The 16,847-nt window shown below is 65.1% G+C and carries 15 protein-coding genes; 8 read left to right on the plus strand and 7 right to left on the minus strand.

Translation table 11 applies throughout. From position 1 onward, the window contains the following. Window positions 1-156 precede the first annotated feature (156 nt). Complete coding sequence (locus ACW18A_RS13170; RefSeq protein ID WP_492024394.1) at window positions 157-1,068, minus strand: isopenicillin N synthase family dioxygenase; 912 nt, start codon at window positions 1,066-1,068, stop codon at window positions 157-159. A 255-nt stretch (window positions 1,069-1,323) separates the two neighbouring features. Between ACW18A_RS13170 and ACW18A_RS13175 the strand changes: the two genes are divergently transcribed. The 3 genes from ACW18A_RS13175 to ACW18A_RS13185 all read left to right on the plus strand — a co-directional run bounded on the left by ACW18A_RS13175 (window position 1,324) and on the right by ACW18A_RS13185 (window position 3,580). After that, window positions 1,324-1,998 (plus strand): YiaD family glycine zipper/OmpA-like lipoprotein, encoded by a 675-nt coding sequence (locus ACW18A_RS13175; RefSeq protein WP_492022167.1) that lies wholly within the window; start codon window positions 1,324-1,326, stop codon window positions 1,996-1,998. Window positions 1,999-2,217: 219 nt separating this feature from the next. Further along, entirely contained in the window at window positions 2,218-2,403 is a 186-nt protein-coding gene (locus ACW18A_RS13180) for a hypothetical protein (protein ID WP_492022168.1), read from the plus strand. A gap of 43 nt (window positions 2,404-2,446) precedes the next feature. Next, window positions 2,447-3,580, plus strand: coding sequence for a DegT/DnrJ/EryC1/StrS family aminotransferase (locus tag ACW18A_RS13185; protein ID WP_492022169.1), 1,134 nt, complete (start codon window positions 2,447-2,449; stop codon window positions 3,578-3,580). A gap of 153 nt (window positions 3,581-3,733) precedes the next feature. Here ACW18A_RS13185 and ACW18A_RS13190 read toward each other — a convergent pair whose 3' ends face one another. Beyond that, window positions 3,734-4,909 carry an outer membrane beta-barrel protein gene (locus ACW18A_RS13190; protein ID WP_492022170.1) on the minus strand — a complete coding sequence of 392 codons (1,176 nt, stop codon included), beginning with the start codon at window positions 4,907-4,909 and terminating at the stop codon, window positions 3,734-3,736. A gap of 923 nt (window positions 4,910-5,832) precedes the next feature. Here ACW18A_RS13190 and ACW18A_RS13195 point away from each other — a divergent pair. From ACW18A_RS13195 to ACW18A_RS13210, 4 genes are read left to right on the plus strand one after another with little or no spacing between them, the layout of a single operon-like run. Next, entirely contained in the window at window positions 5,833-6,609 is a 777-nt protein-coding gene (locus ACW18A_RS13195; protein WP_492022171.1) for an ABC transporter permease, read from the plus strand. Between the two features lie 38 nt (window positions 6,610-6,647). Further along, window positions 6,648-7,811: a KpsE/RkpR family capsule polysaccharide export protein gene (locus tag ACW18A_RS13200; RefSeq protein ID WP_492022172.1), complete on the plus strand. Its 1,164-nt coding sequence runs from the start codon at window positions 6,648-6,650 to the stop codon at window positions 7,809-7,811. Beyond that, entirely contained in the window at window positions 7,811-8,488 is a 678-nt protein-coding gene (locus ACW18A_RS13205) for an ABC transporter ATP-binding protein (protein WP_492022173.1), read from the plus strand. The genes ACW18A_RS13200 and ACW18A_RS13205 overlap by 1 nt, the downstream gene beginning before the upstream one ends. Further along, window positions 8,488-9,399 (plus strand): hypothetical protein, encoded by a 912-nt coding sequence (locus ACW18A_RS13210; RefSeq protein WP_492022174.1) that lies wholly within the window; start codon window positions 8,488-8,490, stop codon window positions 9,397-9,399. Before ACW18A_RS13205 ends, ACW18A_RS13210 begins: the two co-directional genes overlap by 1 nt. Here the strand turns inward: ACW18A_RS13210 and ACW18A_RS13215 are convergent. The 5 genes from ACW18A_RS13215 to rfbC all read right to left on the minus strand — a co-directional run bounded on the left by ACW18A_RS13215 (window position 9,386) and on the right by rfbC (window position 13,863). Beyond that, window positions 9,386-10,270: an FkbM family methyltransferase gene (locus ACW18A_RS13215; RefSeq protein WP_492022175.1), complete on the minus strand. Its 885-nt coding sequence runs from the start codon at window positions 10,268-10,270 to the stop codon at window positions 9,386-9,388. The genes ACW18A_RS13210 and ACW18A_RS13215 overlap by 14 nt on opposite strands. Window positions 10,271-10,428: 158 nt before the next feature. Further along, window positions 10,429-11,301, minus strand: coding sequence for a glucose-1-phosphate thymidylyltransferase RfbA (gene rfbA, locus ACW18A_RS13220; RefSeq protein WP_492022176.1), 873 nt, complete (start codon window positions 11,299-11,301; stop codon window positions 10,429-10,431). Beyond that, window positions 11,298-12,212, minus strand: a complete 915-nt coding sequence (gene rfbD / locus ACW18A_RS13225; protein WP_492022177.1) for a dTDP-4-dehydrorhamnose reductase — start codon at window positions 12,210-12,212, stop codon at window positions 11,298-11,300. The genes rfbA and rfbD overlap by 4 nt, the downstream gene beginning before the upstream one ends. Further along, a complete protein-coding gene (gene rfbB / locus ACW18A_RS13230; RefSeq protein WP_492022178.1) occupies window positions 12,205-13,263 on the minus strand; it encodes a dTDP-glucose 4,6-dehydratase in 1,059 nt (352 codons plus the stop codon). The genes rfbD and rfbB overlap by 8 nt, the downstream gene beginning before the upstream one ends. 24 nt (window positions 13,264-13,287) lie before the next feature. Next, a complete protein-coding gene (rfbC, locus tag ACW18A_RS13235; protein ID WP_492022179.1) occupies window positions 13,288-13,863 on the minus strand; it encodes a dTDP-4-dehydrorhamnose 3,5-epimerase in 576 nt (191 codons plus the stop codon). A 212-nt stretch (window positions 13,864-14,075) separates the two neighbouring features. On the opposite strand from rfbC, the gene ACW18A_RS13240 reads away from it, so the two are divergent. Continuing rightward, window positions 14,076-16,829, plus strand: a complete 2,754-nt coding sequence (locus ACW18A_RS13240; RefSeq protein WP_492022180.1) for a glycosyltransferase — start codon at window positions 14,076-14,078, stop codon at window positions 16,827-16,829. Window positions 16,830-16,847 lie beyond the last annotated feature (18 nt).

Genomic DNA, 16,847 nt, shown 5'->3' on the forward strand with positions numbered 1-16,847 from the left:
GAGAGGGCTTGAGGCTCGCAGAGCGTAGCGATGCGCCAGCCGAAAGGGTGAGGGTCGTCCGCTAGAGCTCAGGTCCGACCCTCACCCTTTCGCGCAAGACCGATCGCCTTACGGCTCTCGGGCGCTCAATCCCTCTCCCACCGGGAGAGGGAACCACTACAGCAGCCGGATTTCCTTCAGCCGCTCGGTCAGGAAGTCCTCGGCCATGATCGACCTGCCCGCATAGCGATCCGGGTTCTCCGCCGAAATCGTCGACGGCAGGGTCTCGATCACGAAATCCGGGTTGAAGTGCAGGAAGAAGGGCGTCGAATACCGGGCGAAACTGGCCCGGTCCGGCGTCGGATTGACAACCCGGTGGCTGGTCGACGGAAGGACGTGGTTGGTCAGCCGCTGCAACATGTCGCCAATGTTCACGACCAGGGCGCCCGGCGGAGGCGCGACTTCAAGCCACTCGCCGTCCGCGTCCTTCAGCTGCAACCCGGCCTCTTCGGCACCGAGCAGAAGGGTGATGACGTTGATGTCCTCGTGCGCCCCGGCCCGAACACCCGACGCGCCCGCCGGCACAGGGGGATAGTGGAGCATCCGCAGAATGGAGTTCCCCAGCTCGACCTTGTCTTCGAAGAAGTCGTCGCCGAGCGTCATGTACCGGGCGATGGCCTTCAGGATCTTCCGGCCCAGCTGATCCAGCGCCTCGAACATACCGTAGAAATGCGGCCTGAAGCCCGGGACCTCGGTCGGCCACAGGTTGTCGCGCATGTATTTGCGATAGGGATGGCCCTCCGGCAGCTCGCGCCCGACGTGCCAGAACTCCTTCAGGTCCACGGCCGCCGCCCCCTTGGCCGCCTCGACCCCGAACGGCGTCAGGCCGCGCGCCCCGCCCGTGCCCGGTTGATGGTACCGGCGCTTCACCTCTTCCGGCAGGGCGAAGAAGGCCCTTGCGTCGTCGAGGGCCGCCTTGATGATGTCCTCGTCCAGTCCATGATCCGAGATCACGGCGAAGCCGTAGCGCCTGAACGAGGCTCCCAGATCGTCGCTGAAGCCTTGGAAGTCTTCGTCATGGCGCGACATGGAAACCGGCTTGATGCCTTTGGCGGCGACGGAGGGAGCATCGAGGGTGGAGGTCACGGGCGTGCCTTTCAGTTCGTGCGCGGCGATCCAGAGACCGCGGCGGGAGACGGTCATACGCCCTGCCGCCGGAAATTGGCAGATTGAGGTCGCAACGCCAGGACGATGAGGTTCGTTCATCCCGGGGTCAGGGGGGAACCTTCACCGTAAGGCCACGTTTCCGGTCGATAGGAACGCCTACACTCAAAGGACCATCTCATGCGTATGAACCTGTTCGTCACGGGCCTCGGGGTCGCCGCCATGCTGGGCGCGACCGCCTGCACCACGACCGACCCCTATTCCTCGGGGCCCCGCCGCAACAACACCGGCACGGGCATCCTGGCCGGGGCCCTGGGCGGCGCGGTGCTGGGCTATCTGACCAACACCTCCAACGGCGAGCAGGGCCGTCGCAACGCCCTGATCGGCGCCGGCGTCGGAGCCCTCGGTGGCGCGGCCGTCGGCAACTATATGGATCGTCAGCAGCAGGCCCTTGAGGCTGAACTCAGCGGCACGGGCGTCGGCGTGGCGCGCCAGGGGGATACCCTGGTCCTGCGGATGCCGTCCGACGTCACCTTCGCCGTGAACCAGTCGAACATTGAGCCGCGCTTCGACGCGGTGCTGTCCGACGTGGCGGCGGTGCTTCAGGAATTTGATCGCTCGCTGGTGGACATCGTCGGTCACACCGATTCCTCGGGCGGCGATGCGATCAACCAGCCCCTGTCGGAGCGCCGCGCCATAGCGGTCGCCGACGCCCTGATCGGTCGCGGGGTGCTGCGCGAACGCCTGTTCGTCGCCGGCCAGTCCTCGCGCGTTCCGGTCGCCTCCAACGCCACCGTCGAGGGCCGCGCCCAGAACCGCCGCGTCGAGATCCTGATCCGTCCCTTCACGGGCTGATCCCGCGCTCTGGCCGCGAGGCACCCTCCGTCGAGCGGTGGCGCAACAACTGCGCTCAAGCAGCGAGACGCCGTGCGTCGAGCGGTAGCGCAACAACAAAGTCACTGGCCGGCGCCCCTCCGGGTGCCGGCCAAACAATGTCTAGAGCACACGGTTCAGTGACTTGCGTCCCGATGTCTGTTGTGGTCCCTGAGCCTGCTGACGACTCGGGGGAGCGGCATGGATCAGGACATCTGGAGTCGCGGCGGCGGCCATCTGGCCCAGGGGGCCAGGATTGTCGCAGCCGCCGTTGCATCCGCGGTCCTCACGGCCACTCTCGTCATCGCCATCGGCCAGTCGATCGTCGACCGCCAGGCGCCCGCCCGTTCGACCAACGACGCCGTCCTGATCCGCACCAGCGGCTGAGCGGCTTCTTGCGGAAATCGACAACGCGGGGTCTCCTGCGCCGGTGACCACTCCCGCCCGCATCCCCCTGTCCGCGCCTGATCTTGGCCCCGCCGAGCGCGTGCGACTGCTCGAGACCTTCGACGCCGGCTGGATCTCGTCCGCCGGCCCGGTGGTCCCGGCCTTCGAGCGCGCCTTCGCGGAGGCGACCGGCTTCGGCCACGCCACAGCCGTCTCTTCCGGCGCGGCCGCCCTGCATCTGGCCCTGGCGATGCTGGACCTGAAGGCGGGTGACGCCGTGATCTGCCCGACCCTGACCTTCATCGGCGGCGTCAGCCCCATCGTCCATGCGGGTGCGCAGCCGATCTTCGTGGATTGCAGCCCCGCTGACTGGAACCTCGATCCTCGCCTGCTCGAACAGGCCTTCGACCGCGCCCGGGCCGAGGGCCTGACCGTCCGCGCGGTGGTCCCCGCCGACCTCTACGGCCAGTGCTGCGACATCGATGCGATCCGGGCGATTGCCGACGCCCACGGCGTTCCGGTGATCCTGGACTCAGCCGAGGCCGTCGGCGCGACCCTCAACGGCCGCCACGCGGGCCACGGCGCGTCAGCCGCCACCTTCTCCTTTGATGACAACAAGATCGTCACGACCGGCGGCGGCGGCATGCTGGCGTCCGATGACGGGGCCCTGATCGCCCGCGCTCGCCACCTGGCCGACGCAGCCCACCTGCCGACGGTTCACGACGAACAGTCCGGGGTCGGCTTCGACTACCGCATGCTCAGTCTCGCCGCAGCACTGGGTCTCGCCCAGCTGGAGACTCTGGAGGCCAGGGTCGCCCGTCGCCGCGCCATCTTCGAGCGCTATGAAACCCGGCTGGGGGGGCGTTACGGGGTCGCCTTCGCGCCCGAGGCTCCGGGCCGCCGGCATACCCGCTGGCTGACGGTCATGGTGATGGATCGGGAGTTCGTCGCCAGCCCGGACCGGCTGCGCCTCGCGCTCGATGCCGCCAACATCGAGGCCCGACCGGTCTGGAAACCGATGCACCTGCAGCCCGCATTCCAGGATGCCCTGATGATCAACGATGGGGTGGCCGAGGTGCTGTTCGCTAACGGCCTGTGCCTGCCCTCGGGCAGCAGCCTCACCGACGCCGACGTCGACCGCGTCTGCGACGTCATCGAGACCGCTGTCGACGCCTGACGGGTCATACAGGCTTTCAACCGGGCGCGGTCAGACATTCCGAACAGCAAAAAGCCGCACCCTCAGGAAGAGGTGGCGGCTTGATGCATTTGATCGGCAAAACTCCTGTTCGGGTTCCGATCCCTTTCGGGACCGGAACCCTTGTCAGGCGTCCTAGAAGTTGATGCCGATGGTGGCGCGACGGTTCAGAGGCTCGCGAACGCCGTCGGCGGTCGGACGGGCCAGGCTGGTTTCACCCTTGCCGTCGAGAGCGATCACGCCGCCGGCGACGCCTTGGGCGACCAGGGCGTCAGCTACGGTGCGCGAGCGACGGTTCGACAGGCCCACGTTGTAGGCGGCCGAGCCGGAGGTGTCGGCGTAGCCGACGACCAGCACGCGCGTCGGACGACCCGACTTGGCGTAGTTGGCGGCCTGCGTCACCACCGAACGGGCTTCGGCCGTCAGGTCCGAGCGATCCCAGTCGAAGTAGACCACGAACTCACGCGCGACCGGAGCCGGCGGAGGCGGCGGCGGCGGAGGAGGCGGCGGGGGCGGGGGAGGCGGCGGGGGCGGAGGAGGCGGAGGAGGCGGCGGGGGCGGCGGGGCGTCAGCGGCGCCGAAGGCGTAACGCAGGCCCAGGGACACCGTGTGGCTCTCGTCGTAGTCGCCTTCGAACGTGCCGTAGTTGTTCACGGCCGCCGTGGAGTTCGTGAAGCTGCTGAACTCCATGTCGCCCGTCAGATAACGGTACGTCAGGTCGATGTTGGCGCGGTCGCCGACAGCGTAGCTCAGGCCAGCCAGGGCTTGAGCCGCGAACTTGGTCGAGCTGTCGTCAGCCGCGATCGAGACCGTGCGCTGGCCGCGGATGGTGCCCACGAACTCGGTGTTGACGCGGTTGAGGCCGATGCCCACGCCGACGAACGGACGAACGCCCCAATACTCGCCGCCGATGTCATAGATGACATTGGCCATGAGCGTGGTGGATTCGATGTCGCCTTCGGGCGAGAAGCAGGGGCCCGTGGCAGGGGTGAAGTTACACACGCCCGACGGAACCGAACCCGTCGAGTGGCGGATGCGGCCGATATCGCCCGAGCGGTAACCGCCTTCGAGCTCGACGCGCCAGTTCGGGTTGAACCGGTAGCCCAGACGAGCGAACGCGGCCCAGCCGTCGTTCACTTCGGCGTTCCAGTTCACGCCGTTGCCGGACGCCTGCACGTTGATGTCGTCGATCTTGTGGTAACCGGCGTCGATCGCGCCGTACCAGCCGTCCGGCTCAGCCGAAGCAGCACCAGCGGACAGGGCGAGAGCCGCCGCCGCGCTGGAAGCCAGGAACAAGGTCTTGAAACGCATGGGTGTGAGCCCTCCGCAGCCATAATTGATCATTGCGGCGGTCTCACCGCCTTTCGGGGTCATAACAGCGTTGCCGCAGGAGGTCGATAGGTTCCGAAGGTCTTTAACCGCTCAAACTGCAAGCGTGACGTTGAAGCTACAGGAGAAATCGGCGGCCCGGGTTTCACGAACAACGTTTTGGCTGTCGGTTCTGCGGGCGCGACCGTCCCGCTACGCCCGCGTGGCATGACGGGAACCATCAACCGGTGATCGGGCCGAACACGGGCACAGGCGTCTTCACGGCCACCCGGGCGGAGTACGGCCTGCTGCGCCCGGCGCACGCCGCGATGGAGGCCTCAGGGACGATTCGCCCGCTTCTGATCGTTGCGGGCGTCCAACGGGTGCCCCGTCGCGGCGGACCCTGGTGGAGATCGAGGCGGACGGACGGCGGCCTGCGGCTCATGTTTCGTCGCCCGTGACCGGCGATGACGGCCTGTCGGCGGCATGGGATATTGCCGCGACACTGGCGGGCTGCGCGAAAAGCCGACCTTCCCACTGGCCGGCAAACGGCGGCGTCTATTGCCTCGACCGATCGGGGTCATCGCGCATCCCGCCGCATGGTCCCTGCGACATGCCCGAACTGCCAGCCAGCCCGGCTTCGGACGGAGAGATGGTCGACGCCTGTCCGATCCACGAATACTGGCTGGACATCGGCCGCCCCCGACTTCGAAAGAGCCCGGACCGATTTCGCTGTCGTCACCCCCACCAGGCCTCGGCATCGTCGACGTCTGGATCAACGATCTGCGGCGCCTCGACCCTTGCGTCGGGATACGGCGGCGTTATGGTCCAGCCGCCCTATCCAGCGCGCTCGCGGGTCATCACGGCCTGGCGACCATCGCCGAGAATGCGCAGCGTCTCAGCGTCCACCTAATTGAATTGATCGAATGATCGCGCGTTTTCTCGGCCATCACTTCCGCATCGTTGGCGCATTGACGATGCGCGAGCTCACCACCCGTTTCGGTCGCGAGGGCCTGGGTTTCGTCTGGGTCATCGGGGAGCCGTTGCTGTTTTGCATTGGCGTCCTGATCATGTGGACGCTCATCAAGCCGGCCTATGAACACGGCATACGCGTGGGTCCGCTAACAATGACGGGCTACATGGCGCTGCTGATGTATCGCCACATGATCAGCTTCAGCATGGGCGCGATCCAGGGCAATGTCGGTCTTCTACACCACCGCCAGGTGAAGATCCTTCACCTTTTCCTCGCCAGAAATCTGATGGAGTTCGGCGGCGGCACCGCAGCGTTCATCGTGGTCTATGTCGTTCTGCTCGCCCTGGGCCAGGTGGATTTGCCCAAAGACTGGCTGCTTCTCTATTCCGGCTGGTTGATGGTGGGGTGGGTCGGGTTCGGTCTATCGCTGACCCTGGCTGCCCTCTCGCTCCGGTTCGAATTGATGGAGCGGCTGGTGCCGGTCCTGACCTACGCCATGGTTCCACTGTCTGGTGCCTTCTTCATGGTTTCGTGGTTGCCCGAGCGCTGGCGGGAGCCCTTCCTTCTCATTCCACTGCCGCACGGGATCGAGATGGTCCGCGGTGGAGTGTTCGGCGAGTTCGTGCCCACCTACTACCACCCAATCTACGCGATCAGCTGCGGGGCCGTGTTGATCGGTGCCGGGTTGCTGCTATTGGCAGACGCTAAAAACCGGGTCGTTCTGGACTAGCCCATGGCATCGAACGCGCCCGAAAATATGGATCAGAAATGACGGATTCGAAACTCAACTACATCGGGCCGATCCCGAAGGTACTGACGTTCGAACGAACGCTGCCTGCATGGTGGCGTCGGATTCCGATCGCGCCACTGCTGATCATCGTGCTGCCGACACTGCTGGCCGCAATCTACTACATCGTTATCGCCACCCCCCGGTATGTTTCGGAGACACAGTTCATCGTCCGATCCGCCGGTCAGAGCGTGCCATCGAGTCTTGGGGTCGCGCTTCAGGGTGTCGGGATCGCGCCCGCCCAGACCGATGCGTTCGCGGTCCACCAGTACATCACCTCTCGAGACAGCCTGCTTGAACTCTCGCGTCGCTACGACGTCGCCGCGATGCTGGCGCCCTCCGGCGCGGACGCATTCTCGCGCTTCCCGCGTCCGTGGGAATCTCGCACATCGGAAGGTCTCTACAAGGGTTTCCAGCGTTTCGTGGTCGTCGGCTACGACTCGACAACAGGAATTTCGACGGTCCGTGTCGAGGCGTTCAAGGCGCGTGACGCTCATGCTCTGACAGAGGCGCTGCTTTCCGGCGGCGAGCAGTTGGTGAACCGAATGAACGAGCGCTCCTCCGCCGACGCCGTCGCCCAGGCAACCCGATCACGAGACGAAGCGCGCGCGCGCCTTTCCGGCGCACAGCAACAGCTCACGGCTTTCCGCAACCGCGAGCAATTCATCGATCCGACCATAGCCGCCAGAGAATCGTCGGAGCTCATCGGCGGACTGATGGCTCAGGTCGCCACCCTGCGCGCCGATCGGTCCCAGATCGCGGTCGAGGCACCCAGTAGCCCGCAACTGCCCGTGTTCGACGGCCGCATCGCCGCGTACGAACGACAGATCTCAGCGGAACGGGCCAAGGTCGCGGGCGCATCCGATTCGTTGGCTCCAAAGATCAGCATCTACGAGGATCTCGCGCTGGCACGTGAACTCGCAGACCGCGAGTTGACCCAGGCCACGGCCTCCCTGATCTCGGCCCAGCAGGAAGCGCGCCGGCAAAAATTGTATCTTGATCGTGTGGTCGCGCCGAGCCTGCCTGACGAACCGTCCGAACCTCGTCGGTGGCTGGCTATCCTGACGGTCTTTGCGTCATCCGTGCTCATCTATGGCGTGGGTTGGCTCATCTACGCCGGCGTCCGCGAGCATGGACAAGACTGATGGAGATGGTCACAGCCGATACCGTCGGCCTGAGTGTCCACCGCCTTGGCAAGACGTTTCACGGTGCGAAGAAACCCCTGTTCGGAGACCTCAGCTTCTCGCTGGGGCGTGGCGGGCGGCTGGCGATCCTGGGCCGAAACGGACAAGGAAAATCCACGCTTATCAAAATGTTGGGCGGTATTCTGCCGCACGATGAGGGCCGCATCGACTGGCGCATGTCAGCGTCCTGGCCCATCGGGTTCGGCGGCGGCTTTCAGGGCAGCCTGACCGGCCTGGACAACATCCGTTTCCTGGCCCGGATCTACGATAGGGATTTCGCCGACGTCCTGGCACGGGTGGATGACTTCGCGGAGTTGGGATCAGCGTTGAAATTGCCGGTCAAACACTATTCGTCAGGCATGCGGGCTCGTCTCGCTTTCGGCCTGTCCCTGGCTATCGAGTTCGAATGTTATCTGATCGACGAGTTGGTCGCTGTCGGCGACGCGCGCTTCCAGCAGAAATGTCAGGAAGAGCTCTTCCAGCATCGCGGAGACCGCGCGTTCATGATGGCCTCTCACGATACCCATCTGGTGGCTTCACACTGCACGCGGGGCCTGATCATCGAAAGCGGCAAGGCCAAGATGTTCGACGACATCAATGAGGCCGTGGAAGTCTACACCTGGCTGCGGGCTGCGTGATGTCTGCAGCGGCGGCACCTTTCTGGCTGGTCCTGACACCCTCCGCCGACGACGCAGCCTGGCGCGAAGCGATCCAGACCAGCGTCGCGGCCGCCGGGATGGTGCTCCGCGATTCCGAACGCGAGGTTCCGGGCAGCACGGACGATCCGGCGGGTGAGGTCTGGCTGACCACGGATTGCGATGTGGTGGCTTCCTTCGGCCGCACGCCAACCGTCGTCATCATCCCGCGGCCCGAAACGGCGCCGGAGGCGATCAGCGAGAGACTCGGCATCGTAGCCCCGCACAGCGTGTCCCACGCTTCCATCCTGCTGGCCCGCGCGGCCGCACAGGAGCTGCGGAGCACCCGGATGATCCTCGGCCGCGAGATCGCGGAGTACCGAGGCAAACCCATTCCGCTAGCCCTGGGTCTCACGATCGTGCCGCCGATCCCGAAGGAGGTGGAGATCGTCCGCCCGGCGGTCCGGACGGCCCTTGAGCTTTATGCGTCGCCGCCCGTGGCGGGTCGGGAGGTCGTGTGGTCTGAACGGATTTTCCGCTACGATGGTCCCGCGTCCCGGCGGTCCGAAAATATCGGCGAACTCGACGTCACCGGGCGACCCCGAATTCTGGTCTACGGGCCCTACCTGGGCCTGCCAGCCGGTCACTGGACCGTCCGGGTCAGGTTCCTCGTCGACAAGGCCGCAGCGAATCACGAATTTCGCATCGACTGGGGCACCTCAGCCGATTTCGCAACGCAAACGATCCAGGCGCCCCATGCCGGCGTCTACGAAGTCGAGTTGCATCACTACTGGTCCAACACCGACTATGGAGAAGTGCGGTTCTGGCTGATGGAGGGAGCGTTCGACGGCCGGATGCATTTCCTCGGCGCGACCTTGACCTATGGCGGGAAGCGCCAGGCTAACGCGGCGTGAAGTAAAGAATCTGGTCTTCCTCGTCGTCGGGAGACAACAGTGCTTCGCGAGAAACGGCGTGCAAGGCGCTGTCAAAGCCGACCGTTCGCGCCGGACCATAGAGCGCTTCCAGCCGATCCAGAAGACCGGCCGGATCCTGGCATCGCAGGCCGTTGAACTCCAGCAACAGCTCGGGACGGTCGCGTTCGATAACCGCCCACGCTCCAGACAGCGCCGCTTCCTCGGCTCCTTCGACATCGACCTTGATGAAATCCACCCGGGGCCAGTCGGCGATGAGGGTATCGAGCCGGGCGCCTGTTACTTCCACCATGTCGAGATGACCCGCGTGGTCGGAAGTCACGACGCGCGCATTCTTCGGTTCGCTGCTTGGCGCGTGAAAAACGAGCGTTTCCCCGTCGTTCGCAACAAGAGCATTCTCGAATACCGACACCCGGCTGTCGAACCCGTTGACGATCACGGTCTGACGCAAGAGGGAGGCCGTTCGCGGGCTGGGCTCGACAGCGGCCACGCGTCCCTCGGGTCCGACAAGATCGGCGAAGAAAACGGTGTAGTAGCCGTGGTTCGCGCCAGCATCGACGACGCGCATTCCGGGCTTGATGCGCGAGGCCATGAAGACGGTCAACCAGCTCTCCCAGAGGCCGTCCATCATGACGTGAGCGCCGAAGCCGACGTCAGTTGTGGGGACATAGAGCTTGTAGCGGCCGAGCACGCGACAGAGCGTCAGCTGGTTGCCGAGGAACGCGGTCTGGACCAATGCGCGACTGCGACGCTCCAGGACCCACCGATCCATGCGCAGCAGCTCATTCAGACCGATCAGGTTGAGCTCGGCGGGCTGCGGCTTTTGCAATCTCAAATCCTTAAACAGACGCATCGGTCACAGTCAGCTCGCGTAGGGGCCTGCTCTTTAGGCGCGCCCCGGCCGATTGCAAACCGCCGCGTGGGAACAAACGATCAAGCCAAGGCGATCGACCGCGAGCGCCGCCCAGGAGGCCACGCCCCCCAGGAAGTCCCGGCCCGCAGCGGGACGGGTCACGTCCGTTCAAGAACCGTCGTCCGGAGATACCGCCCGTAGTCGCTCTTGCCGAGGGCCTTCACAATCGCCTCCAGCTGGGCCGTGTCGATGAAGCCCTGGTCGAAGGCGATCTCCTCGGGGCACGCTATCTTGAAGCCCTGGCGCTTCTCCAGGGTGCGGACGAACTCGGCGGCCTCGATCAGGCTGTCGGGCGTGCCTGTGTCCAGCCAGGCGAAGCCGCGGCCCATGATCTCGACCGACAGCTGGCCGCGATTCAGGTACTCGCGGTTGACGTCGGTGATCTCAAGCTCGCCGCGCGGCGAGGGCTTCAGATTGGCGGCGATGTCGACCACCTGTTCGTCATAGAAATACAGGCCGGTGACCGCCCAGGGGGACTTTGGAACCGGCGGCTTTTCCTCGATCGACAGGGCGCGCATGGCGGAGTCGAACTCGACCACGCCGTACCGTTCCGGATCGTTGACATGATAGGCGAAGACCGTGGCCCCCGACGGTCGGGCCATCGCGCTCTTGAACAGATCGTTGATGCCGTGGCCATAGAAGATATTGTCGCCCAGGATCAGCGAGGATGGCCCGCCGGCGACGAAGTCAGCCCCGATGATATAGGCCTGGGCCAGGCCGTCCGGGCTGGGCTGGACCGCATACTGGATGTCCATGCCCCATTTAGAACCGTCCCCCAGCAGGGCCTGGAACGAGGGCGTGTCGCGCGGGGTCGAGATGATCAGCACCTCGCGGATGCCGGCCAGCATAAGGGTCGACAGCGGATAGTAGATCATCGGCTTGTCGTAGATCGGCATGAGCTGCTTGGAGGTGACCAGCGTCATGGGATGCAGGCGGGTGCCCGATCCGCCGGCGAGGATGATGCCCTTCACGTGGTCGTCTCCTGATGCAGTTCGGCGACGATCCCGGCCACGGCGTCCTGCCAGGGTCGGGGCGTCACGCCATAGTCGCGGGTGATCTTGAATGTCGACAGCCGTGAGTTCGAGGGACGACGCGCGGGTGTCGGATACCCGGCGGTGGTGATGCCCTCGACCTCGGCCGAGGGGCCGCCGTGGACGGCGCTCTGCGCGAAGATCTCGCGCGCCAGACCGGCCCAGCTGGTCGAGCCGGCATTGACGAAATGATAGACGCCGGTCGGCGCCTCCGGATCGGCGATCATCTTCAGCGTGATGGCGACGAGGGTCTCGGCGATGTCCTTCGCCGACGTCGGACAACCCGTCTGGTCGTCGACGACGCGCAGGGCGGGCCGGTCCGCCGCGAGCCGCAGCATGGTCTTGAGAAAGTTGGCGCGGTGGGGGCTGAGCACCCAGGCCGTGCGCATCACGACGGAACGCGGATTGCCGGTCAGGACTGCGACTTCGCCCGCCAGTTTGGAAGCGCCGTAGACGCCCAGCGGCCCGACCGGATCGCCCTCGACATAGTCCTGCTCGCCCGAACCGTCGAAGACATAGTCGGTCGAGACCTGGACCAGCGGAATGTTCGCCGCCCGGGTGACCTCGGCCAGAATGGCCGGCCCCATGGCGTTGGCGGCGAAGGCGGCGGCCACCTCGGTCTCGGCCTTGTCCACGGCGGTATAGGCGCCGGAGTTGATGACCGCCCTGAACGGCGTCGCCGCGAACAGGGCGCGCACGGCATCGGGGTCGCCCAGGTCCAGTTCGTCCCGGGTCGGCATATGCAGTCGAACATGGCCGGGCCAGCCGGCGCGGGCCAGCTCCAGCCCCACCTGCCCTGCCCCGCCGGTCACCAGGATGTCCCAGGTGTCGTCCGAGGCTGCCTCAGCCATTGGCGACGCCCAGCCGTTCGGTCTTGTAGCGGCCGTCCAGGATCGCCTGCCACCAGGACCGGTTCTCCAGATACCAGCGCACGGTCTGATCGATGCCTTCCTCGAAGGTCACTGAGGGGGTCCAGCCCAGTTCGTCGCGGATCTTGGTCGCATCGATGGCGTAGCGGGCATCGTGGCCCGGCCGGTCGGTGACAAAGGTGATCTGGTCGGCATAGGGCTTGCCGTCGGCGCGCGGCTGGAGCGTATCAAGGGTGGCGCAGATCGCCTTGACCACATCGATGTTTCGCCGCTCGGCATTGCCGCCGACATTGTAGGTCTGGCCCGGCCGCCCGCGCTCGAACACCGCCTGAAGCGCGCGGGCATGATCGTCCACGAACAGCCAGTCCCGCACGTTCGACCCGTCGCCATAGACCGGCAGAGGTTCCCCGTTCAGCGCACGGATGATGATCAGAGGGATCAGCTTCTCGGGGAAGTGATAGGGACCATAGTTGTTCGAGCAGTTGGTCATCACCACCGGCAGGCCATAGGTATGGCCCCAGGCGCTGACGAGGTGATCCGACGCCGCCTTGGACGCGGAATAGGGTGAGCGCGGATCGTAAGGCGTCGTCTCCGAGAACAGGCCGGTCTCGCCCAGCGAGCCGAACACCTCGTCGGTCGAGATATGATGGAAGCGGAAGGCGGCCTTGTCGGCGTCGCTCAACCCGCGCCAGTAGCCCAGCGCCTGCTGCAGCATGTTGAAGGTGCCGACGACATTGGTCTGGACGAACTCGCCCGGCCCGTCGATCGAGCGATCGACATGGCTCTCGGCCGCCAGGTGGGCGATGACGTCCGGCCTGAAGTCGGCGAGTGCCGCCGCAACCGCGGCCGGATCGCAGATGTCGGCCTGGACGAAGCCATAGCGATTGCTGGAGGAGGCGGGCTCCAGCGAGCTCAGCAGACCCGCATAGGTCAGCTTGTCGAACACCAGAATCTCGTGCTCGGTCTCGCGGATCAGGCGACGGACCAGGGCCGAGCCGATAAACCCGGCGCCGCCGGTGACCAGAATGCGCATGAAAACAGTCTCCTGAGGCGTGGACTAGCCCAGATCGCCGATGGCCGCCATCGGAACGCCGTCATAAACGAAGGGGCTGGCGAAATCCGCGAGACGCGGCAGGACGGCGTCCTTGTCCGACAGGACCGGACCGGATGGAGGCAGGGGCCAGTCGATGCCGATGTCCGGGCAGTCCCAGGCGACGCCTCCGTCACAATCGCCCGCATAGACGTCGGACACCTTGTAGGCGACCTCGGTGTCGGGCTCGAGGGTCACGAAGGCGTGGCCGAAGCCGACAGGCACGAACAGTTGCCGGCCGTTCTTCGCAGAAAGCTCGGCATAGGCGACCTGACCATAGGTGGGCGAGCCTTTGCGAAGGTCCACCGCGTAATCGACGATGTTGCCGCGCACGCAGCGAACCAATTTGGCCTGGGCGTGCGGCGGCGTCTGAAAATGGATGCCGCGGATGGTGCCTGCATGGGCCGAATAGGACTGGTTATCCTGCACGAAGCGGACGTCGACGCCCATCGCGGCGTACTTCGCTTCCGCGTAGGTCTCGGAGAACCAGCCGCGGGCGTCGCCAAAGCGACGGACTTCGATCAGTTTCACGTCCCTGGACACGTGGCCTCCTCGATCAACACCGGCATCGACTTCCTCGTCGCGGCCCCGGCAGCGGGCCTATCCCAAGGTCAGGACTATTGGCAACCCGCAGTTCGTGAAACCTTTTCTCCCCTCAGGTACGAAAATGCGTTCGTCAGACTGCAGCGCTTGCGCTTTCCTCGTGTGGCTCTATTGCGATCAGCGGGCTGACGGGGCCAGGGGCGGGCGAATACATGAAACGACAACTGCGACGGATGCTTCGGGCCGTCGGTGGAGCTGGACGTCCGATTCCGGACGAGGCCCTGCAAGAACGCACGCGCGGCGACGAAGCACGCGACGAAAAGGCCTGGAAGGAGGCCGCCGATCACTACTCAGCCTATCTGAAGGCCGCGCCGAGGGATTTCGGCATCCGTGTCCAGCTCGGACACATGCTGAAAGAGTCCGGTCGACTGGTCGAGGCCGATGCGGCCTATGAGCGGGCCCTGCGCCAGAAGCCGCGGGATGTCGATCTTCTGATCAACTACGCGCACCTGAAGAAGATGCGCCATGACTGGGCGGCGGCGCACGGGCTCTACGAGCGGGCACTGAGCGCCGACTGGTCGGACAGCGTCATGGTCGAACTGGCGGCGCCGGAAATGGCGCAGCACCTGTCGTCCAAGCGGCGACACGACATCGAAACCCGATCCGGCGCCGCGATCGCGGACCGATGTGACGGGCTTATCAGCCTGCGCTCGAGCCACGTCGTGCCGGCCGGCGATGACCGGTTCGGCCTGACGTCGGACGACCCATGGATCGAACTCGCGCCTGCACCGAGCAGGGAATCACGCGGATGCCTCGCCGAACTGTCGATCACCGTCTCCGGCCTTGTGGACCAGCGCCCCCTGTCAGGGCAGCTCTATGTCGACTACGGGTCCGGCTACAGCGAGGAGCTCAAATTCCACCTCGGCCAGCAGGGCAAGATGGACGGGCCCTCGTCGACGACCCTGTTCCTGGCTGCACCGGACAAGATCAAGCGCTTCCGTTGGGACCCCGACGACAAGCACAACATGATGCGCCTGACCCGCATCGCGTTCCGCCCGAACGTCTCGCCGGAGAAGGCCAGGGACATCGTGCGATCGACCTACCCGGCGGACATGGATGTCGAAGACGACATGAACCGCGCGTTCGACATGCTGGACTCCGACCACCTCGATCTCGCCTCGGCGGTACAGGTGACCAAACTCCTGGCGCCCGGGAAGCCGGATCGCGATTTCGACTACGGGTTCTGGCTGAAGCGCTTCATCTCGCCACGCCCCGCAGACTACGAGCGTATCGAGGAGATGACCCGGGCCTTCGAACGCCGACCCACCTTCTCGTTCGTCATGCCGGTCTACAACACGCCGCCGGAGCTTCTGGTGGAGTGCATCGACTCGATGCTGAACCAGACCTATCCGGACTTCGAGATCTGTATCGCGGACGACCGTTCGACCAGCGCCGAGGTCGGCGACATTTTGCGCCGCTACGCAAAGCAGGACAGCCGCGTCAAATACATGCGGCGCGAGATCAACGGCCACATCTCGGCCGCCAGCAACTCCGCGATGGCCCTGGCGACCGGCGACTATATCGTTCTGGTCGACCACGACGACCTGATTCCGGACTACTGCCTGTTCATCGTCGCCTACTATCTGAACCAGAATCCGCAGGCGCGGATCGTGTTCTCGGACGAGGACAAGATCACCATCGATGGCGTCCGCTTCTCGCCCTACTTCAAGGGCGATTTCGACCGCTTCCTGCTCTATGGCCACAACATGGTCAGCCATCTGGGCGTCTATGAGCGCGCCCTGCTTCAGCAGATCGGCGGCTTCCGGATCGGTTTCGAGGGCAGCCAGGACTACGACCTGTTGATCCGCGCGATGGAGATTGCGGGAGAGGACACCATCCTGCACATCCCTCATGTCCTCTATCACTGGCGTGCGATCCCCGGTTCGACCGCCGTATCGGCGGACCAGAAAGGCTATGCGATCACAGCGGCCCAGCGATCGATCAACGGCCACTTCGAGCGGACGGCGACGCCGTTGCGTTCGATCGAGGGCATCGCGCCGGGCCTCAGCGCGATCAGCAACACCCGCGAGCCGACCCAGAAGGTCTCGATCATCATCCCGACCCGCGACGGTCTGGACGATCTCAAGGCCTGCATCGACTCGGTCATCAAGAACCCGCCTGAGAACGTCGAGATCATCGTCGTCGACAATGGATCGGAACAGCCGGCGACCCTGAAGTATTTCGAGGCGCTTCAGCGGTCCCGGATTGCGACCGTCGTCAGCTACCCGGAAGAGTTCAACTTCTCGGCAATCAACAATTTCGCCGTCCGGCACACCACCGGCGACATCCTGTGTTTCCTGAACAACGACACCGAGGTCGTAAACAGGAATTGGGTCGCCCGGGCGCGCACCCTGCTGCTGCTCGACGACGTCGGCATGGTCGGCGCTCGTCTCCTTTATCCGGACAGGACGCTGCAGCATTTCGGTCTGGCGACTGGCATGGGCGCTCACGGCGTCGCCGGCGCGCCTCACCAGGGTTCAGGTGCCGACGACCCCGGCTATTTCGGCAAGGCGCGCCTTGCGCAGCAGTTCTCGGCGGTGACCGCGGCCTGCATGTTCGTCAAACGCAGCGTGTTCGATGCGGTCGGCGGCTTCGATGAAGACCTGCGCGTCGCCTACAATGATGTGGACCTGTGCCTGAAGGTCCGTCGGGCGGGCTTCAAGATCGTGGGCGATCCCGAAGTGCTCCTTGTACACAAGGAGTCAAAGACGCGCGGATCGGATGACAACGGTGAAAAGGCGTTGAGACTCGAGGCCGAGGCGGCCTTTATGCGGGAACGGTGGGGAACGACGCTCAGTGCCGATCCTTTCTGGTCGCCGAACCTCAGCGACAAACGAGATGATTTCGCATTGGCCAGTCCGCCGCGGGTTCCGATGCCCTGGCGCCTTGCGAAGGCCGACCTCTAGGGGCCAAAGTAGGTTATG

This window comes from Brevundimonas sp. AVps5 (genome assembly GCF_058681515.1).